The organism is Bacillus sp. 9.4, from assembly GCF_055486415.1.
The window spans coordinates 103,488-124,024 of sequence record NZ_JBVFMU010000006.1 but is presented as its reverse complement, the minus strand read 5'-3'; the positions used below and the strand labels follow the sequence as shown (position 1 = coordinate 124,024).

Sequence of the window (20,537 nt, the reverse complement as noted above, 5' to 3'; positions counted from 1 at the left end):
TTCCTTTCCGTATGAGATGCCTTCTATTTGACTACATTTCCCTTTCATGGTCATGATTATTCCGTTCTCCCAATTGACGCATGATCGCTGTTTTTTCTATACTTGAGAAGCTGTACAATACGCGAATAAGGTGAGTTTATATATGGATTTTGAAATTCGGTTTTTATCCTTTTATGTCATACAGGTGGAAGGCAAAGATGAGCAGGCGAACAAGCAGTTCAAGCACTTCCAGACCCTTGATACGGGCGAATTTGAAGAAAGCGAGCTGAAGGACTTTCTCGACGGGGAACTGAAAAAAATCGTCAAACGGAAAGCAGACCGCCATCCGCAGTCCGAGCAGGTGCCGACGAAAATCGGCCATTTTATCGTCGAGCCCGGCCACGAGCTCGATTCCAACCCAAACTACAACATGTTCAACCGCGCGCGTCTGGCGGAAACAAAAGAAGACTTCAATGAGCTGAGCGAGCAGTTCGTCCGCACGTACCTTGACACAAGCGCGGTTCGCGGCGGCGTGTTTCTCGTCGCTTCGGCCGTGCCGAGAAAATACTTTGACGAGTCATTTGTCTTTATTATGAAATGTGACTTTGAGCCGAAGGTCGCCCGCATCTCTGACACGTCTTCTCTCATTAAAAAAGTCGAAATGGCGATCACGACAAAAAACATGAAAAGCATCCAATACCCGTACATGCCAGAGGAAGGAATGGTCGAAGAAGGTGAGCTAAAAATCCATCAGGCCTCGCACGCCCGCTATTTTGAGGACTTTCTGAAATTCGTCGAGTACGGCGAATCGATGCCGGAAATCATGAAAAATCAGGTCATGAACATGGTACAGGAGCACGTCTACGAGACATTTGAAGACAACAGCGAAGAGCTCAAGCAGTTCGAGCACGACATTGAGATTTGGGAAGCAAGCGAAAAGCGGGAAATCCAAGAGCGCCTCGACACCCATCAAGTCATCGAAGCCTCCGCCCAAATCATCGAGCACACGCCAGAGGCCCAGCTGAAAATGAAAGTCGGAGAAACAGAGATTAAGGGATTGCTAGCAGATTTTGGCGATTCTATTCATCTCGCAAAAGTAAACGGGCGCTATGTCGCGCTGATTGAAGCCGAGACAATTTCGTTTGAGAAAGGCAGTTCACCGGTGGAGTTTTATAAGCCTGAGGGACTGCATGAGGTGATTGAGCGGATAAGGAATAAAACAGAGCAAGAATAAAAAAGTCCAGAAATCACTTTCTGGACTTTTCCTATTTAATACCCTTCCCTCAACACCGCATAGCACTCCCCAATCAGTTCTTCCGTTCCCGGCTCTCCTTTCAGCCCGCGGCGGACGATTTCTGAGGATAAGTTCTAGACTTTGAGCGCTCGTGGGGCTCTTCTTTTGTAGTACGCCAGTAATGCTGTTTCGTGGTCGGCGTGTTTTTGGAGTTCTTCGGCGAGGGCGATGGCATCCTCGATCGCCTGATGCTGCTCTTTGATGCCAAGGAACATAGGTTAAGTCCGACAGAGCTTGCCAAACAGTCAAACGTCACGAAAGCGACGATTACAGGCCTGCTGGACGGGCTGGCGAGGGACGGTTTTGTCAGCCGCAGGCATCACACAGAGGATAAACGAAAAATCAGCATTGAACTGACAACAGAAGGCAAAGCACGCCTGAAGCAATTTCTGCCCGGCCATTTCAGCAAAATATCCGCTGTCATGGAAAACTACAGCGACGAGGAAAAAGACATGTTCGTGAAGATGCTTGGTGATCTTTTTGAAAGGCTGAGCGTGTTTAAAGACTAAAAAACCTGTCCGATCCGGACAGGCTATAGCGTCTTTTCTTCTGCAGCCGGATACGCATCCGGCTGTTTTTTCTTTATGGCCGTAACAAATATGCCGCCGATGACACATGCAATGTGCACAAGCTCAAACGGCTCCTTCAATAGCACGCCTGACAACATGACAGACGCACGACTCCACCTGCCTTTTTGTGTATGGCAAAAAGCGCCTATCCAAAGACAGGCGCTTTTTCATTAATCATCACTGCTCAAAATGCCAAAGAAGCGAAGCAGGTTGATGAATAAGTTGATAAAGTCAAGGTACAGCGATAACGCCATAACCGGAATCAAGTCTTCCGTAATGTGGCGGTGTTTGATTTGGTTCAAATCATACAAAATGTAAAGGGAAAAGACGATGGTTCCGATCACGGAATACGCCATCATCGCCGCTGAGTTTAACGGGCTGAAAATGTTGAAAATCCCTACCACTGCGAGGGCGAGCACCGCAACCAGCAGAAATGACCACAGGAAGGATAAATCCTTCTTCATTTTTGCGCCGATTGTGCCTAAGACGGCAAAAATGACAAATGTAGAACCAAAGGCTTCAAGCACGACATAGGCGCCGGCGATGGAAGCGTAATGGCTGACGATCGGAAATAAGGTAATGCCGGAAACGAACGCGAATGTATATACAAACGCATACCCGACCGCTTTTCTTCTGCGCATCCAGAAGGCCAGACTAATCATCGCCACTTCAAGAATAGAAAGCGGCAGCATCAAAGCGACAGGAACAAATTGGCCGATAAAAAGGCCGACAGTCGCGATCAGCAAAGTGAAGACAAAGACTGTCAAAATGCGTTGCATGATCGATTGCTTACTCTCGTGAACCGTAGCTTGCATGTCAAAAATCCTCCTAAAAAATGATCTTAAAGGTCTATTATATAAAAATTGGATGAAATATGTATATGTTTTAAGGAGAATTTAATGAAAACAAACGCCCTTTACATTATCATTTTGATTCTTTCCTTTTCAGCGAAAAACGGTGCTTTTCTATTTTCTCAATTTGGGTAATCTGAGAATCATGAACCGTAATCTGAACGGTGCCGAAATCGAGTGTTTCCAGCGAGCTGATGATTTTTTCAATCACTTCCGGATCAATCGTTGATTTTGAAACCAAAAGACCTTCCCCCCTGTTGAATAGGTTTTAATTCACAGTATTCTTATAAGAATTATAATATTATGTTTTTTTCGATAAATCAATGGTGATTTCTGTTCAAATCAAAAAGGCATATGATCACCCGGTGACGGACAATCATATGCCTGGAAACTTCCTATTTGTTTTCTTCCAATTCCTCAACAATACAGCGGACACCCATGTTTTCTAATGCCTGCTTCAGCGTGCCGTACGTTTCATATTCACTAAAATCAAGCCCCAATTGAATCGATGTTTGGGCCACATCCGGGCGAATCCCTGAAAATACGGCTTTGACGCCTAATAAGAAAAGCGTTTTAGACAGGTTGTACAATTGCTGAGCCACCATGGTATCCACAATCGGAACACCCGAAAGATCAACGACGAGGCTTGTGATTTTTCTCTCGACACAGCGGACCGGCACTGTTTCTAAAATGACCTGTGCCCGTTTTGTATCAATGGAGCCGATAAGCGGCAATATCCCGATTCCATCGGCAATGGAAATGACCGGGCAGCCAAGCTCTGAGATCAGTTCCTGCTGAGATGTGAGCCTCATCAGCATGAATTTTTGGTACTGCTCAGAGAATTCAATAATGAGCTTATCGAACGACTGATTCACAATGCGGTTCCATCGGTCTGCATCCTCATTTGTGACGATCTCCTGATTCTCTTTTATAAATGTTGCGACTGCGTCCCAGAATGAGATTCTAGAATTGGATATGGCTTCTACGACCTCATGCACTTGAACATCCTGCTCTACCCTGTTTTTCGCAACGTTTTCCGCCCATTTTGTCATGTTGTCTTGAAAATCGGTTTGATCCTCCAGAAATGCGCTTGCGATTGTTATATTGGTAAATGTATGCTGCTCGGTTAAAAGTGTTTTCGTTTCTTCACTTAAATGGCTGGCGGAATATAGCTCGCCTTTTAGCTGGCAACGCAAACTGAACCATTTCTCAGTAATATCCGCAGTGTTGTCTATGATATATTGATATAATAATTGATCGATATTCACGGTCTGTCTCCTTTTTCGTAATAGAAGCACTTTCATTATAAAATGATAAATCGGAATTGTGAATAAGACTAGAGAAAAATCAAATGATTCTGCTCTCTGAGAGCATTTCAGCTTCATATCCTTAGGCGAATGCACCAATAAGAGTCCGCCCGCATAAACTGCAGTGTACAGTTTACAATGAGAAAGGACGTTATCACATGTATTATGTTGATCCTTATATGTTTGCGGGGCATTTTTATGAGCCTTGGCCTGCTTTTGAATATGAATACCGATATCCATGGCCTGGCATTGGCAGCGGTGCTGTTCCGGGCTCTGGCGGCGGCTCCGGCCCTGGCATTGGCGGCGGTGCTGTTCCAGGCTTTGGCGGCGGCTCCGGCCCTGGTATTGGCGGTGGCGCTGTTCCAGGCTTTGGCGGCGGCTCCGGCCCTGGTATTGGCAGCGGTGCCAGCCCAGGCTTCGGCGGTGCGCCGCAGGGACCTCCTCCTTCCCAAATACCAGCGAAACCCCCAAAACCGCAGGGTTCTCAAGGAGCCGTTTTGTTAGTTGAACCAATCACCATTCGTCCTTGCCTTTTCCGATTTACCTATGTTTGGTTAACCAATGGCCGCTCATTTTGGTTCTACCCAATTATCCTTGGCAGAAGATCCGTCGGCGGCTTTTATTGGGATTCCTCACGGCGCCGCTGGGTTTATTTCGCCTTAGACACAAATCACATCGATGTTGTCAGCTGCTCATTTTAAAAATCAGCCGGTTTCCCGGCTGATTTTTTTATGTTACTTCGGCCGTAAACAGGTTATAGTATTATTATCTTTTCAACTTGGAGGTTTCCCTATGATCAAACAAATTGGCACTGTTGCTGTATATGTCGAGGACCAGCAGAAAGCGAAGCAATTTTGGACAGAGAAGGTAGGCTTTGATATTGCAGCGGACCACCCAATGGGACCTGAAGCAAGCTGGCTGGAGGTTGCGCCAAAAGGAGCCGAGACTCGTTTAGTCATTTACCCGAAAGCCATGATGAAAGGCTCAGAGCAAATGAAGGCTTCTATTGTGTTTGAATGCGAAGACATCTTTGGTACATACGAGAAAATGAAGACAAACGGTGTAGAATTTCTCGGTGAGCCCAATCAAATGGAGTGGGGCACCTTCGTTCAATTTAAGGACGAAGACGGAAATGTGTTTTTATTAAAAGAATAAACTGTTGCGCACGGCGGTTCGATTCCGCCCTGCGCTTTCTTTGACATTGAGAATGAATTTCATTTACAATTATTCATATGTGAGAATGATTGGAGTGAGACAAATGTTTGTACAGTTAAGAAAAATGACGGTTAAAGAAGGCTATGCAGATAAAGTCATAGAACGTTTCAGCGCTGAAGGAATCATTGAAAAACAAGAAGGTTTAATTGATGTGACAGTGCTTGAGAAAAACGTACGCCGCGGTGATGAGGAAGTTGTTGTCATGATTCGCTGGGAATCAGAGGATCGCTGGAAGCAATGGGAAAAAAGCGATGCGCATATCGCCGGCCACAAAGCAAACAAAGGCAAACCAAAGCCTGACTATCTAATCAGCACTGAAGTGAGCATGTACCATGTACGTGCTGTCAAACAAGGGACATACAATCAATAAAAAGCTTGCGCCTTGCTGCAAGCTTTTTTCTAAGAGTCATGTTGATCTGCTTTGTTCGTATGTTACGGTATACAGCGGCTTATTTTTATGCCATTCTGCAAATAACACGTCCTCCGTCTTATCAATGTTCTTCTTTTTCAATTCTTGCTTCAGCCACTGTTCATCCACACCTGCTTCCTTCAAATTATCCCGGACAACCTCTCCATCTATGATTAAAGTGATCGGCAGGGAAACAGACTTCGAAGGAATCTGCAAATCCTTATTGGTCGGTTTGTCAAAGTCGGATTTTGGAAGCACACTGACCATCCCGTTTGTTTCCAAAATCGCATATTCTACTTCTTGGATCGAAAAACTCCCAGCTTGCCTCAATAGGCTTTGCAGCTGGTTAATGTCCATCTTATTTTTCTTCAATACTTTATATTGAAGCTCCCCTTTGCGGATGACGATATTCGGCTCGCCCTCCAAGAACTTTCGCGATGATTTCATTTTTTGCGTGATAAATTCAATAATATAAATCAGCACGCCCCACAATAGCGAAGCAAAAATAATTTCTTTGATTTTGATTTCATGATCGTAAACGGCATTTCCGACCAATTCTCCTAAAATTAAAGCAGAGATAAAGTCAAACGGCGTAATTTGAGAAAATTGGGTTTTCCCGAGAAGCTTTAAGATGATAAATAAAATGCCTAGACCGCAGACCAGTTCTACCGCAACGCTTAAATAATTTCCCATATTGATAGCACCTACTTCTTGATTATACTATCAGTATGGTCAATGCTTTCCTTTCTAAACCGGAAAAGCTCCGCTCAACGTTGCATGGTGAATTGGAGCATGTCATTGAAAAGCTGCTCTGCATCACTGCGGTCAATCTGGACAAGCGGGTCATTGAGGAAGGCTTGAAACGCGAGGCCAGCATCCTTTGTTAAACCTGCGTCCGCCACTGCCTCCTGATTGGATATATGCCTAGCCGCCAGCATTTCCACACCTTTCGGAAGCGCTCCGGACAAAATCGGCTGGACACGGTTCCTTGTGATGAATGCGTTTGTTTCGACAATGGCTTGTATAGGCAGGTTTGAGACCTGGCCTTGATTCGGCATATTTACATTTGTGACGAGTTCACCCAATCCGAGAAGAGCCGCTATGATGTTCACGCCTTCTTCTCCCGAAGCTTTCTCAGCAACGCCCCGTTGTTGCACGATCAACCGTTCTGTTTCTTGTCGTTTCTCAGCTCTGTCTTGTTTTCTGAATGATATAGGTGTGAGATGAAATTTCCATACTTCAGGCTGTTTGAGGTATGGGCCGGGAAGAAACTCTGCCAGATGCCTGTCTCCCGCAGCAGGGATGGCGCCATACGTTTCAAATAAATCAAACGCAACACGGTGTGCCGAACAAAAGACGCTGTCCCTCCAGCTTTCCCCCTCCAGCTCATATCCTGATTCCCCATAGTGCGCGCTGAATTCACGGAATATAGGCAGCAGGTCAATATGGCGGTAAGAGGCTTTTGTGATCCATGTAAAATGGTTAATGCCGAGCACATTAACGCGGATATCCTCACGCCGCGGCACCTCAATCCCCAGCCTTTCCGTGACCATTTCCGCCAATAACTTTTGCGTCCCGAATACCTCGTGGCAGCAGCCAATCGCTTTGATGCCGGGAAACACTTTATACAGCACTCTTGTACAGACAGACATCGGGTTTGTATAATTAATGACCCATGATTCAGGTGCGTAGTCTCTTATTGCCCGGGCAATTTCCGCAAATATCGGCACAGCACGCAAGCCCCTGATGATCCCTCCAGGCCCGACAGTATCACCTACAGACTGATAAATACCGCAGCGCTCAGGCAAGTGGACATCGACTTCCATATCATCCAGTGATCCCGGCAAAATGGAAATAATGACGATATCCGCGGCTGATAACGCCTTTTTCAAAGTAGAAACAGCCTCATATCTCCATCTGCCGTTCCCGCTGTGATTGCCGATCACTTCATTTTTCTGAGCGGCTTCAAAATCAAGATCATAGAGCGCCACCGTGCCTGACATCCGTTCATCAATCGACAAATCACTCATCAGGCTTCTGGCCCAGCCTTGGGACCCCCCGCCGATATAGGCAATCTTAATCTGATCTAATGTACTGATATGAAACACTCCCTTTCTCAGCCTTTCACCGAACCGATCAGCATTCCCTTTGCAAAGTGTTTTTGTAAAAATGGATAGACCGCCAAAATCGGCAGCGTCGCTATGACAATGACAGCGAGTTTAATTCCCTGCTCCGGCGGAACGGCATTTTGCATCGTATCGCCATTGGTCGCCGTTAAATCCGATAAAATCGTGACTTGGCGAAGCACCATTTGCAGCGGCCATTTTGCACTGTCATTGATATATAAGAGAGCGTGGAAGAAATCATTCCAAATCCCGACCGCATAAAACAGCGCAAAGGTCGCTATGACTGGCTTTGACAGTGGCAGGGCGATCCGCCAGAAGACGCCGATTTCGGAACAGCCGTCAATTTTTGCTGATTCCTCCAGCTCGCGCGGCAGCTGCTGAAAGAAGTTTTTGATAATAATAAGGTTGAACGGATTAATCGCCATCGGCAGAATCAATGCCCAATACGTATCCAAAAGGCCAAGTGATTTTACGACAAGGTACGTCGGAATCATGCCGCCTGAAAACAGCATGGAGAAAATCACCAGATTCAACAGCAGATTCCGTCCCTTCACATGCCGCTTCGCCAGCGGATACGCCATTGTGAAGGTGAAAAACAGCTGTACAGCCGTCCCGACCACGGTGATGAAGATGGACACACCCATGCTTCGAAGGAACGTCGGTGTCGAAAACACATACTTGTAAGCATCAAGTGTAAAGGTTTTCGGGAAAATAAAGAAGCTCCGCTGGGCGAGTTCCGCTTCTGTCGCAAAGGAACCGGCGATAATATACAAAAACGGCAAAATGGTAATCGCGCCGACACCGCCGAGAAACAGAATGTTGCAGACGTCAAACACCCGTCCGGCTTTGGTGTTGTGCATCGTGTGAATTTCAGCCATACCTCTCCCTCCTCTAAAACAATCCTTCCTGATCAAACTTTTTCGCAATGTAATTGGCGCCAAAAATCAAGATAATCCCGACAACTGACTTAAACAAACCGACCGCCGTGCTGTAGCTATACGCCCCTTGGGTAATCCCCATCATGTACACATACGTGTCGAAGATGTCAGCCACACTGCGGTTGAGCGAGTTCGTCATCAAATACACCTGTTCAAAGCCAAGATTCAAAAAGCTGCCGATTCTTAAAATCAACAAAACGATAATAGTGCTTCTAATCGCCGGCAGCGTAATATGCCACATTCTCCTGAACCGCCCCGCTCCGTCCATGATGGCCGCTTCATACTGCTCTTGATCAACCGTAGCAAGCGCTGCCAAAAATAGAATCGTTCCCCAGCCCGTCTCCTTCCAAATGCTTTGCATCACAATCATTGGCCGGAACCAGTCTGCATCCGACAAGAAAGAAATCTGCTCACCTGTCAGGCTCATAATCAATTTGTTGATCACACCTGTATCGACAGTAAAGAAAACGAAGGTGATGCTGACCACAATTGTCCATGATACAAAATGGGGTACGTAAATAAAGGTTTGGATACATCTTTTATACACGGCCTTTCTTACCTCATTCAAAAGCAGAGCCAAAATGAGAGGCGCGGGAAAGGCAAACAAAAGATCCAGGCTCGCCAGCATGAGGGTGTTGCGCAGCAGCCGGAAAAAATCCGGATTCATAAAAAAGTCTTTGAAATAATCAAAGCCGACCCATTCGCTTTTCCAGAAGCCGAGATATGGCGAATAGTCTTTAAAAGCGATCAGCACACCCCACATCGGCAAGTATTTGAAAATCAAGAAATAAAGCAGACCGGGAATAAGAAGAAGATAAAGCCATTTGTCCCGTTTGAGCGCAGCCATCCAGCTGATACCTTTTCCAGCGGTGAGAACAGGTGCATCTCCCTTCTTCGGCACTGTTTCCATATCTGTTCTCCTTTCGTGATACCGGGGCGCCCGCCGAAAGGCAGGCGCATCGGTTTATTTTGACGATTGGTACAATTTGTTCAAGTCCTTCATCAGTTCATTGCCGCCGCTTTTTTTCCAAAGCTCCACCGCATCATCGAACCCTTTTTCATCAATTTCTCCAATGATAAATTGTGTTCTCGCGTCGAGGATGATGTTGTCAAGCTGGGCTCCTTTTTGGGTATAGACATCAGATACAAGCGACTCAGCAGGGTTAAAGACGGCTATTTTTTCTCCTTCGGTTATGATGTCCTTGCGATGCTGGAAGAGCTTGGTTTTCTGGTCTTCGATGTAATACTCGCTTTTCGGAATCGACATGCTGAACTGTGCCAAGCCTTCATGCTCATACAGGAGAGATTTATTGTTTTTTTCAAGTGAGGTGAATACGCCGTCCTTGAGCTCGTAATTGCGGCCCTTCACTCCGTTGTTCGTGAGAATCTGCGCTTCCTTATCATTCATCTTATCGAGGAAGGACAGCACCTCTTTCAGCTCTTTTTCGGTTTTGACGCTTGATTTTGGTATCGTGATCATGCCTGAATAACCAGATGTCGGGAAGGTGCGCTTGCCATTCGGTCCCTCAAGCGAGCCGACGATATCAATGATATCCTTGTTCGACTCATCCGCCTCCTCCATCGCGCTTTGGATTTGAGACGCTCTTGAGCCTGTATCAACGATGACACCCGCTTTTCCTTTTACAACCGGATCATTCCACTTCGCAGAATCCATGACAGCAAAGTCCTTATTGATCAATCCCTCATCATAGAGCTTTTTAAAAAACGTGAGCGCATCCATGTATTCCTTCGTTGTAAAATCCGGAATCAGCTTTTCGTTTTCAACACCGTAGCGGTTCGGAGCGCCGAACCAGATTTGCAGAACATCCCATGGGCTTCCGTTGCCGAGTCCCATCCATTTCGGCACGACCATGCCGTACGTATCATCCTTGCCGTTTCCGTCAGGATCTTTTTCCTTAAAGGCTTTCAGCACTTCATAGAAATCATCAAGCGTTTCCGGCATATCCAGACCGACATTTTTCAGCCAGTCGGTTCTGATGATCATACACGCCCTGATCAGATCCCTCGTTCTGTAGATTCCGTACACCTCGCCGTTCACCGAGCTGTTCTTCAAAATCTTTTCATCTGCCTGGCTTAAATTCTTGTAGTCTTTTAAATAAGGAGACAGCTCCCAAAACGCCCCTGCTTTGACAGATTTGATAAAGCCGGCTGACTTATCTTTAATGACAATCGCGTGAGGCATCTCTCCTGAAGCCATGACGATGTTGAATTTGTCGTTGTAGGATGAATCAGGCACCCATGTGACCTTAATCTCTTTGCCTGTGTATTTTTCGAGCGCTTTTAATGAAGGACTCTTATCACTCGGGCTTTCCGGCGATAAGAGCGGCGCCATAATTTTGATCGTATCTTTCGAATCGCTTGCTGAATTGGATGTTTCCGAATGGCTGCATCCGGCGATCATCATGGCAGCAAGCGGCAAGGCCATCCATTTTTTTCGCATTCTTATTTTCATGATGCGTAAGTCCCCCTTTTTTCAATTTGCATTTCCTCTTTTCCCCTCTCAATATAAAGCGCTTACATAAATTCTTGCAATCTTCATTTTTTGCACCATTTCTCCTATGAAATTCCGGCTGTTATCCTTTTTTGCCCGATGTTTCTTTTTTTGCCGGAAGGGAATCTCCGATCAGTTCCAGTGCCGCTATGACATTTAAACACCATTGAGAGACAGTGTTCGTTGTCACCCATGGAAGCTCCTCTAGCTGCGTCCATGTCTCGATGCGCTCCGGTTTGATCGGAAGCGGCGTATGGCTGAGCTTATCTTCTAGCAAAAGATTCCACGCTTTGGCGGCGAGATGAGGATCTTGTTTTTTTCTCGCGGCGTAGGCTGTCATACCGGCGGCGAACATCGGCCAGTGAAAATGCCCGTCATGAAGAGCGCCTCCGCTTTTTTTCCGTTTTTCCTCATCACTTAGTGTGTAAAATTCGCCGAATTCACTCAGCATATCTTCCCATTCCCGGTCATCAAGAAGCTCAGCCAGCTCCATCCACACTTGCGGCGCGCCGAAGGCAATGATCATATGATATCCGCCCGCAATGCCGTCTCCCATGTGATGAAGCATCGAGGTCGCCGGGTCATATTCAAATGTCGGGCCGGATAATAAGCGGAGCGGCAGCCGCTTCAGACAGTTGATTCCCGTTTGGATTTTGTGGAGATATTCCGGATTTTCGGTCCGCTCCCATTCCGCCAGCCAATTCGAGCAAAACGCCGCCCAGTCCGGTCCCGTTCTGGCGTGAGTCGGGTGCTTGCCTTTCTCGTAAAAAGCGCGCATCGGATCGGTTTTGACGAGGGCATAATCGGCATCCTTCACTTCTGTCAAAAGATCTCCCGTCCGTTCATCACCCGTCAGATAATAATAGAATTTATAAAGCCCGGCCATGCTGATTCTCGCTTCCTTGCAGCCACATCCCCAGTGTACAACGTTATGCCGTGAACCAAGTCCTGCGTATTCACCGAGGTGAAAGCTGTCCGTTTCGCTCGTATGGCGGGTCATGGCTTCTGCCATGCGAAAGATATCCTCTCTGCCTGAGCGGAAAAACGCCTGCCACAGCCATAAGGTCGGAACGAGCTCATTGTTTTGCCATGCGTATCCGCCGAGATCGTACCGCCACATATGCCGGATCGGGTCATACGTATGCATGACATCGCCATAATGCCAAAAACCGTACCATCTGCGTTGCTCTACTTCCTTTTTATAAAACAGAAAGGCCGCATCGAGATGTTCTTCCAGCTCTTTTTTGAGCGGATGGGATGTGTCAATGATGCTCCAAACCCCGAGTGCTTTTGATTCGTAATAGATGTCCGGCTCGCATACAATGAGCGGCGGCGCCTGCCATTTGTCAGCGAGCGCATTGAGGACTTCGTCAGACGGCATGTGCGAAAAGCACGCCAAGCTGATTTCATTTGTGTTCGCAATGCCTGTCGGATCAGAGCGCATTTCATCAAAGCCTTCATACGCGCTGGCCACGTGGGTGTTTCCTGTATAATGCCGCAAATCCATCGCTTCGCCGTCCAGAGGCCAAAGCCAGATAGTCATTTTGGGGCGGCTGCCGGCAAGACCTGTGATTTCCAGTGCTGACGGATATTTCTCAAAGAAATACCGCAGGCCGAGAGCCACACCGCCATTTTCTCCGCCCGCATAGCAAAGCCCCTTCGCCCGGCAGCCATGCAGCATGCCGATCCACGCATAATCTTTTCCGGTCCGTTTTGACAGGCTGTAATGATCGCTTGAATCCTGAACAAGCTTCACATCGTCCCAAACCGTATTCTGTGTTCCGTGCGCAAACCATTCCTTATGCTCTTCATCTGAAGATAGCATTTCTCCATTGATTTGTTTTTCATAAAGCGGATACCGTTCATTGAATTTACGTGTGCCAAACAGCTGGGCGGGTTCTTTGTACATCCCTTTCTCTCCCGCAAACCGGAAATGGCGGTTGTACGGCTCCCCCTCCAAAAAAAGGTCAAATTCGATGCCGAGTCCCTTAATAAATGCTTGTTTACCGCTCCTGTCAATCAGCTGCGTGTGCACAAGGCCGATCTCAGACAGCCCGGCATAAAACGCCAATCGGATAACAAACGGCAGCCATTCTTCATTCGTTTTATGGAGCACATGCACTCCCTCGATTTTGACTACTGCTTTGACAGGACCACTCTGCTCAATCGCCGCCCGTTTGATAAAGCTGACAGATGCTTCTTGAAATAGAACCGTTTCCACCGCCGACTCTTTTCTCGTTTCTCTTATGGCAACGAGCCTCCCGCCTGCGGCGATCGGCTTTCCATTGATCTGCAATGATTGAATGAAATCAGATCCTGTTTTATGAATGGTACAAACGAGTGCTCCTGTATCCACTTGGATATCGTGCTCTGTCTCATGAATACTGAGCGATTCAGTTGGCTGCGGGACTTCTCTTTTTTGCACGATAAAGTTTTGGTTTTCCTGACCGCCAAACACCGCCGCGTGCTTCGTCCACTTGATGCTCCCGTCCGGCCAATAGGCCGACGGTTCGCTTTGCACATATCGCGTTTCCGCGTTTTCATTCATAAGCGCCAGACGGTCTCCTTTTTTTAATTCTCCTTTTTTCCATGGCATGCCCCACGTCACGCCGCTTGTCAACTTTGGCTGTTCTGATAACCATTTGATCTTTTTCATCGGTCTCTCCCTCCATAGAAAAAAGCTGATTCGATGCAAAGAATCAGCTGTGATTGTCAAATTGAATCACACGGTATTCATGCGGTCCGACTGCCAGTCTCCCCGCTTTGGTCAAACGGTTCGTCAACAAATCCGTTCCCGATTCCGGCAATGTCACGCTCCCGCCTTTTCCATCCATATTCACAACGATCCACACAAGGCCGTTTTCGCCTATACGCGGGGCAACGATCGTGCCGGGGGTCACATCCGACCGGCTGGAAATAACAGCTTCCTCCGCGTAATGCCTAACGAGCGCTTCCAGCATCGCATCCCCTTCTTTCCCGGATGGAAGCGAGCCCAGCATGACAATTTTCCCCTCGCCGTAATTCCGTTCCGTCAGAAATGCATGGCCCGCCCCCGGTCCTGATTCAACCGTGCCAAGGGTGTTTCCGCTCTCTGTGTCAAACACCGCGCTCCATAGTCCGAGCGGCGCCGTGATGCCAAACGCTTTTCCTGTATTCACGTTCTCATTCATCGGAAAGGTAAAAAGTGTTTTGATCCCTGACGTTTTCTCAAGTTCGCCAAGTCCGCAATCGGTATGAATGGTATGCTCGCATGTGCGCCCTCCTGTCAGCGGCCCGGTGATCCAGATGCCGCCCGCTTCAGCGAATGCCGAAGCTTTTTTGATAAATTCAGAAGACAAATACGGCACAAATGGCGTAAACAGCAAGCGATAGCCGTCCAGTAGAGCGCCTTCCGGAATAAGGTCACGGTGAATCCCCGTGTTGAGAATACGTTCATAAAAATGCGTCACAAGCGAACGATGCCGGAGTCCCCGGTGAGGCTCAGTTTTAATAAATGCTTTTGCTCTGTCAGAGTAAGTCATCGCCGCCTCGGCTTGAACGGGTTCAGTCGATAGAATAATAGGCTCGATTTCCTTTCTTGCCCGCTCAACCGCCAGCACATTTTGGTAGCCAATGGCGGGTTCGCCCCAGGCACTGAGAACCGAACCGTGGGAAATCTCGCTGCCTGAACGCTGCTGTCGCCATAGCCAGTAGCAAAATCCCTGGCTTCCTAAGGCGTAGGACGATACGGCTTCGGCCTGCAAATACCCGTCTGCGTGCGGGTAAGCGGAGCTTTCAAGCGAGGCGGCATACGACGGACTCGTTTCCAAAATCCAAAACGGGCGCCCCTGTTTCAGATTTCTCCATAAATCACAGTTCAATAAAAAGGCAGAGGCGTTTTCCTGCGAAGCGTACGTGTCATAGGAGGCAAAATCGAGATTCTGAAACATTCGCTCATTGTCCACGCTGAACATGACTGATCCGTTATGCGTGATCGGCGCATCTGAATAGCAGCGGATGATTTTGGCCTGTTCATCCGCAAACGAAGCGATCATCTCCATCGAAAACAGCTGATACATGGTGCTTAGGGAAGCGTGATGCAGAAACGGGGCCGGTCCCGGCTGCGGGACTTGCTCAAACGTCTGATAGGTTTCGCTCCACACATCGGTTCCCCAAGCTTCATTCAAGCGCTCAATCACCCCGTAGCGATTTTTGAGCCAGTCATGCCATAAGCGCAAACATGTCTCACACATGCATTCTGCAACATGGCATTTAAACTCATTGTCTAGCTGCCATCCGATCAGCCCCGGGAGCCGGCCAAGCTCCTTGGCGATGGCTGTGGTGATGATGGCGGCTTTTTTTCGGAAATACGGGTTGTTCGTACAGGCATGCTGACGGGAGCCATGCCCCATGATCTCTCTTTTTTCATTGACATGCATGCGTTCGGGCCGGCCGTGTGAGAACCAAATTGGCGGGGTAGGCGTCGGCGTGCACATAATCGTTTCGATCCCGCTTTCATGCAGCCGGGCGATGATTTCTTTGAAAAAACCGACGTCAATTTTTCCTTCTTCAGGTTCCATGACAGACCAGGCAAATTCGCCGATCCGCACAACATTTACGCCAACTTCACGCATGATGTCAATGTCCTGCTGAATCGTCTCTTCATCCCATAATTCCGGATAATAGCAAGCACCATGATACAGTTTTCTCATCCCATTTTCACCTTTCTTTGATGATCGATTCTGTCAATGGCAGGCCGAGCTCCTTTATGCCTTTTGCTACAAGTTTCGCCATTTCATTTGCGCCTTTTTTTGTAAAATGCGTGTAATCATTAATCCCTTCTGAAATCATAAAATAGGTGTACACTTTTTCCTCGCCCTTCTCAGTAAAGAAAGCAAGGCTTTTCTTCATCAGATCAATGAGCTGGACATTCTCCTCTTCAGCCGTCTGCTTCATGGCAATGCAGTAATCAGGAAAATCGTTCAAAAACACGCCATTTTCGTAATGAAAGCGGGCTACGGGGGTAATGAGAAGCGGATGGGCGCCTTTTTCCCGCGCACCTGCGATATACTGCTTTAAATATTGTTTATAAGTAGTATAGGGCTCGGTGTAGCGCTCCGGCTTATTTTTCGACGCGTCATTATGGCCCATCTGCACGAACAGCCAATCATCCGGCTCAATCACATCAAGGATCGCCTGAAGCCTGCCCTCTTCCACAAATGTTTTCGAGCTTCTTCCCCCGATCGCTCTGTTGATCACCTGAATATGCTCCGGCAGATGCGAGCCGAGAAACTGCCCCCAGCCCCCTTGATTTGTGCTGTCTCCATACGTTTGAACAGTCGAATCGCCGGCAAGATAAATATGATTTGCCATTTTTTCATTCCCCCTCGTTTTTTATACAGCTTCCATCACGGATAGCTCTTCCCTTGAAAAAGACCGGTGCGTACAGCGCATGAGCATTGGTTCGTCCTGCCCGTTCGTTAATCATCTTGTCGTAGCGTTCAGCCTTTGCGTCTTATCCCTTAGTCCTCCTACAGCGGCGCCTCCGCTTTACTTCCCGCTATGTACAGGGCGGGCTTCGGCGGTTTTTTCATTCCCGATCCGAGGTAAAAGCTCGTGTGCGGCGGCTGGTTGTAGGCGGTATTCTGCCAGGCGATGCCGAGCCTGTAAACTGGATCATGCATCAGCGTGTAAAAGCGGTGGCGGGTGAGATGTGTCGTTGTATAGATACGGAGCGCGCTGCTGTCTTCCGTTCTCCATATCACTTCTTCCCGCCAGTCTCCGAACAGGTTGGCCTGAAGAACCGGGTTTCCTTTCGTGCCGTTGTTGGACAGCACGCCGGCCGGCTGAAATATCGTCTTCAGACAGCCGTTTTCAGCATCCCATTTTTCAATCTTTGGCCTGCCAATCGTTCCGTCCCAGTCATGATCAAGCAGTTCTCTGACCAAATCACCGTCCCACCAGATGGCGAAATTGGCTGAAGCGGGCGCTTTGTCGCTGATTTTTTCGCCTTTGCTCGTGAAAAGCCCATACGACATGCCATCATTGCCCGGCGGATCAATTCCCCAGACGAGCGATCCTTTGTAGCTTGGATCAATATGAGCTGCCATGCCCCGGCCAACGTCAGTTCCAGCATGGACGCCCCATAATATCTCACCGGTTCCGGCATCTCGCAGCGACAGTCCGTACGGCTTCGTGGCGTCCTCATGCACCTGGAACACTTCAAGCCCTTTTCGTGACGGGTCCAGATCCCCTACATGCATCGCGTCTCCGTGCCCGAGCCCCGTTGAGTACAGGCCGGTTCCGTCATGATCGACAGCCATTGCGCCGTATATGATTTCATCTTTTCCGTCTCCGTCGACGTCCGCCACGCTCAAGCTGTGGTTCCCCTGTCCTGCGTACGCATCATGTCCCGGATGGTTGGAGTCAAATACCCAGCGTTTTTTGAGCCTTCCGTTTCTGAAATCGTATGCCACGAGCACGGCTCTCGTATAGTAGCCGCGTGCCATTACAAGGCTCGGCCGCTCCCCATCCAAATAAGCGATTCCAGCGAGAAAACGGTCCATCCGGTTTCCATATCCGTCTCCCCAATCCTCCAGCTTGCCGCGGGGCGGTTCATATTCCACGGTCGTGAGTGCCTCACCGGTTTCTCCTTTAAACACGGTCAAATATTCCGGACCGGACAAAATTCTGCCCTGTTCGTTTCTAAAATCGGCATGCTCATCACCGATGATATGTCCTTTCCCGTCTGTTGTGCCGTCAGCTGTTTTCATGGCGATTTCTGCTTTTCCGTCACCGTCAAGGTCATACACCATAAATTGCGTGTAATGAGCACCCGCTCTGATGTTTCTGCCGAGGTTGATGCGCCACAAAAAGGTGCCGTCCAGTTTATAGGCATCTATGAGCACCTCCCCGGTATAACCGTCATGAGCGTTGTCTTTTGAATTGGACGGGTCCCACTTCAGGATCATTTCATATTCTCCATCCCCGTCTACATCCCCGACACTGGCATCATTGGCGCTGTAAGTGTACGGCTTTCCGTCCGGCGTCACACCGCCTTCCGGTCTGGCAAGCGGAACCTCCAGTACATTTTCCCGCCAGACGGAAGCTTCTTTGGACAGTTTTTCTTCCCTTCCCTTATTGACGGCCGCCACCTGATAAACAGCGTCAGCCGTTCCGTTTTGATCGAGAAAATTAGTGCTTTCAGCGATTGGATCGCGGGTGATCCGCTTTCCATCCCGATAAAGGTGAAAAGCCGTCGTCTCATGATCTGTTCCGAGAAAACGCCAGCTGACAAACACGCCCTGATCTGTCTTTACCGCAATCAAACCTCTGGTCAAGTATTCCATTTGCCTCTTTTTTGGTTTCATTTGATGGGAACGGGCTGCGCGCAGCCCGTTCCTTCCCCCTTTCAGTTAAGGCGTATACATATTTGGTTTTGGCTGTTCCGCCATGCCGTCTCCTAAAAAGAAGCTTGTGTGCGGCGGCTGGTTATAGGCGACATTTTGCCAGGCGATGCCAAGCCGGTACACCGGATCGTGCATCAACGTATACAGCCTGTGCTCAGTCGGAATGGTCGTCGTGTAAATGCGCAGAGCACTGCTGTCCTCCGTTCTCCACACCACTTCCTCGCGCCAGTCACCGAGCAGATCAGCCTGAAGCGTTGGTGTTGCTTTTGTGCCGTTGTTAGCCGCTGCGCCTGATGCAGTCAGCACATTTTTCGATACGCCGTTTTGATAATCCCACTTATCAATTCGGTTGCTGTCCAGCTGTTCCCGGAGCAGATCGCCGTCCCACCAGATGCCGAAGTTGGTCGAGGACGGAGCCCCGCTTCCGATTTTGACCCCTTTCGCCGAGTAAAGAGAACCGTTTGCCCACACCTCCTGTCCCGGATAACGCGGGTCAATATCAGCAGCCATTCCCCGGCCTACATCCTTGCCGGCATAAACGCCCCAAAGGATTTTTCCGGTTGCAGCATCCCGGAAAGATAAGCCGTATTTTGCATTTTTGTCCTCATGAACTTGAAACACCTCAAGCCCCGGCCGGCCCGGATCAAGATCTCCTGTATGGAGGGCATCCCCATGGCCTAAGCCGGTCGAGTACATGCCTTTCCCGTCATGATCAACAGCCATTGAGCCGAAAATAATCTCATCTTTTCCATCCCCGTCAACGTCCGCGATGCTCAGGTTGTGATTCCCCTGTCCGGCAAACGCTTCATTTCCTGACTTTGAGGAGTCCAGCGTCCAAAGCTTTGACAGCTTTCCATCCCTGAAGTTATAGGCAACTAGCATGGTTTTAGCGTAATACCCTCTGGTCATGATCAGGCTCGGCCGCTGTCCATCAAGGTAGGCAATGCCGGCGAGAAAACGGTCAACACGGTTGCCGTAGCTGTCTCCCCAATCCGACACATTGCCGCGCGCCGGTTCAAAATTTGCGGTGACAAGCTCTTTCCCGGTTGAACCTTGAAACACAGTGAGATATTCAGGGCCTGAAAGCACACGCCCCTGTTCATTTCTGTAATCAGCATTGGCATTTCCAATTACTTTGCCCGTGCCGTCTTTTGTCCCGTCTGCCGTTTTCATTGCCACTTCCGCTTTTCCGTCACCATCAAGGTCATACACCATAAACTGGGTGTAGTGTGCGCCCGCTCTGATGTTTTTGCCGAGATTGATCCGCCATAACTTTGTGCCATCCAGTTTATACGCGTCAATCAGCACGTCACCCGTATAGCCATCCTGTGAATTGTCTTTTGAGTTAGACGGGTCCCATTTCAGGATCAGCTCGTATTGCCCGTCACCATCCACATCGCCAACACTTGCGTCATTAGCGCTGTACGTGTAAGCTTCACCCTTTGGCGTCGTGCCGCCAGCCGGTTTATCCAGCGGGACGGAATGATACGGCTGCGCCCATACGGAGGCTTTTTCAGAAGCCGGCTGTTCGGTACCGTTTACAACAGCCCGAACCGTATACGTTGAGCCCGCCGATCCGTTTTTATCCACATAGTTCGTTGTTTTGACAGGCGCAGCATTCAGTTTTTGCCCGTCTCTGTACACATTGAACAAAACAGATGCGTTTTCGGTTCCAAGAAACCGCCAGCTGACAAAAATGCCCCCGTCCGTCTTGACCGCTACAAGCCCCCGGTTCAGCGCTTCCATCTGCCGCGCTGCCCCTTCAGCTTTCACAGGACATACAGAGGTTCCCATCACCAACAAGACCAGCAACGTAACAGCGGTAAACATGCGTTTCCTTCTTGTAATCATCAGACAGCTCCTTCTCATTTATCTGTAAGCGCTTACTTAAATTGGATTTTATGCGCTTTGTGAGCTGTCTTCAATTTCACTTTTTTGCATCTGCCTAT

17 protein-coding genes and 3 pseudogenes are annotated in these 20,537 nt (G+C 48.5%); 5 read left to right on the top strand and 15 right to left on the bottom strand.

The features are described from left to right. The first annotated feature begins 142 nt into the window (after positions 1-142). A complete protein-coding gene (locus ACZ07B_RS19975) occupies positions 143-1,213 on the top strand; it encodes a DUF3900 domain-containing protein (RefSeq protein WP_161621417.1) in 1,071 nt (356 codons plus the stop codon). Positions 1,214-1,248: 35 nt separating this feature from the next. Here the strand turns inward: ACZ07B_RS19975 and ACZ07B_RS19970 are convergent. After that, positions 1,249-1,458: pseudogene (locus tag ACZ07B_RS19970) on the bottom strand (oxidoreductase); the annotation flags it as partial. Between ACZ07B_RS19970 and yetL the strand changes: the two are divergent. Further along, positions 1,453-1,782, top strand: a pseudogene (gene yetL / locus ACZ07B_RS19965) (transcriptional regulator YetL); the annotation flags it as partial. The pseudogenes ACZ07B_RS19970 and yetL overlap by 6 nt on opposite strands. 23 nt (positions 1,783-1,805) lie before the next feature. Here the strand turns inward: yetL and ACZ07B_RS19960 are convergent. The 4 genes and pseudogenes from ACZ07B_RS19960 to ACZ07B_RS19945 form a co-directional block, all read right to left on the bottom strand. Beyond that, positions 1,806-1,949 (bottom strand): annotated as a pseudogene (locus ACZ07B_RS19960) (DMT family transporter); the annotation flags it as partial. A gap of 63 nt (positions 1,950-2,012) precedes the next feature. Next, complete coding sequence (locus tag ACZ07B_RS19955) at positions 2,013-2,657, bottom strand: Bax inhibitor-1/YccA family protein (RefSeq protein ID WP_464877588.1); 645 nt, start codon at positions 2,655-2,657, stop codon at positions 2,013-2,015. 109 nt (positions 2,658-2,766) lie between these two features. Beyond that, positions 2,767-2,934, bottom strand: coding sequence for a YezD family protein (locus ACZ07B_RS19950; protein WP_003244522.1), 168 nt, complete (start codon positions 2,932-2,934; stop codon positions 2,767-2,769). A 154-nt stretch (positions 2,935-3,088) separates the two neighbouring features. Further along, positions 3,089-3,961, bottom strand: a complete 873-nt coding sequence (locus ACZ07B_RS19945; protein WP_116316367.1) for an STAS domain-containing protein — start codon at positions 3,959-3,961, stop codon at positions 3,089-3,091. A gap of 197 nt (positions 3,962-4,158) precedes the next feature. Between ACZ07B_RS19945 and ACZ07B_RS19940 the strand changes: the two genes are divergently transcribed. From ACZ07B_RS19940 to hmoA, 3 genes are all read left to right on the top strand, one after another. Beyond that, the gene (locus ACZ07B_RS19940) at positions 4,159-4,701 is read left to right on the top strand and encodes a hypothetical protein (protein ID WP_064671886.1); all 543 of its coding nucleotides are present in this window, start codon (positions 4,159-4,161) and stop codon (positions 4,699-4,701) included. A gap of 91 nt (positions 4,702-4,792) precedes the next feature. Beyond that, on the top strand, positions 4,793-5,155 hold the full coding sequence (locus tag ACZ07B_RS19935; RefSeq protein WP_003233803.1) for a VOC family protein: 363 nt from the start codon (positions 4,793-4,795) through the stop codon (positions 5,153-5,155). A gap of 103 nt (positions 5,156-5,258) precedes the next feature. Beyond that, positions 5,259-5,585, top strand: coding sequence for a heme-degrading oxygenase HmoA (gene hmoA / locus ACZ07B_RS19930; RefSeq protein ID WP_124059987.1), 327 nt, complete (start codon positions 5,259-5,261; stop codon positions 5,583-5,585). 36 nt (positions 5,586-5,621) lie between these two features. Here hmoA and ACZ07B_RS19925 read toward each other — a convergent pair whose 3' ends face one another. The 10 genes from ACZ07B_RS19925 to rhgW form a co-directional block, all read right to left on the bottom strand. After that, positions 5,622-6,317 (bottom strand): DUF421 domain-containing protein, encoded by a 696-nt coding sequence (locus tag ACZ07B_RS19925; protein ID WP_069964043.1) that lies wholly within the window; start codon positions 6,315-6,317, stop codon positions 5,622-5,624. A gap of 74 nt (positions 6,318-6,391) precedes the next feature. Further along, positions 6,392-7,732, bottom strand: coding sequence for an alpha-galacturonidase LplD (gene lplD / locus ACZ07B_RS19920; RefSeq protein WP_130573215.1), 1,341 nt, complete (start codon positions 7,730-7,732; stop codon positions 6,392-6,394). An 8-nt stretch (positions 7,733-7,740) separates the two neighbouring features. After that, complete coding sequence (locus ACZ07B_RS19915; RefSeq protein WP_003242715.1) at positions 7,741-8,628, bottom strand: carbohydrate ABC transporter permease; 888 nt, start codon at positions 8,626-8,628, stop codon at positions 7,741-7,743. A 13-nt stretch (positions 8,629-8,641) separates the two neighbouring features. Beyond that, on the bottom strand, positions 8,642-9,598 hold the full coding sequence (locus ACZ07B_RS19910) for an ABC transporter permease (protein WP_014479122.1): 957 nt from the start codon (positions 9,596-9,598) through the stop codon (positions 8,642-8,644). Between the two features lie 54 nt (positions 9,599-9,652). Next, the gene (locus ACZ07B_RS19905) at positions 9,653-11,161 is read right to left on the bottom strand and encodes an extracellular solute-binding protein (protein WP_464877587.1); all 1,509 of its coding nucleotides are present in this window, start codon (positions 11,159-11,161) and stop codon (positions 9,653-9,655) included. A gap of 121 nt (positions 11,162-11,282) precedes the next feature. Next, entirely contained in the window at positions 11,283-13,856 is a 2,574-nt protein-coding gene (locus ACZ07B_RS19900) for an exo-rhamnogalacturonan lyase family protein (RefSeq protein WP_464877586.1), read from the bottom strand. A 43-nt stretch (positions 13,857-13,899) separates the two neighbouring features. Continuing rightward, positions 13,900-15,891 carry a beta-galactosidase YesZ gene (gene yesZ / locus ACZ07B_RS19895; protein WP_217020630.1) on the bottom strand — a complete coding sequence of 664 codons (1,992 nt, stop codon included), beginning with the start codon at positions 15,889-15,891 and terminating at the stop codon, positions 13,900-13,902. A gap of 7 nt (positions 15,892-15,898) precedes the next feature. Continuing rightward, positions 15,899-16,552, bottom strand: a complete 654-nt coding sequence (locus ACZ07B_RS19890) for a rhamnogalacturonan acetylesterase (protein ID WP_217020628.1) — start codon at positions 16,550-16,552, stop codon at positions 15,899-15,901. Between the two features lie 158 nt (positions 16,553-16,710). Then, positions 16,711-18,549 (bottom strand): rhamnogalacturonan exolyase, encoded by a 1,839-nt coding sequence (gene rhgX / locus ACZ07B_RS19885; protein ID WP_217020626.1) that lies wholly within the window; start codon positions 18,547-18,549, stop codon positions 16,711-16,713. A 45-nt stretch (positions 18,550-18,594) separates the two neighbouring features. After that, positions 18,595-20,439 carry a rhamnogalacturonan lyase gene (rhgW, locus tag ACZ07B_RS19880; protein ID WP_464877585.1) on the bottom strand — a complete coding sequence of 615 codons (1,845 nt, stop codon included), beginning with the start codon at positions 20,437-20,439 and terminating at the stop codon, positions 18,595-18,597. Positions 20,440-20,537 lie beyond the last annotated feature (98 nt).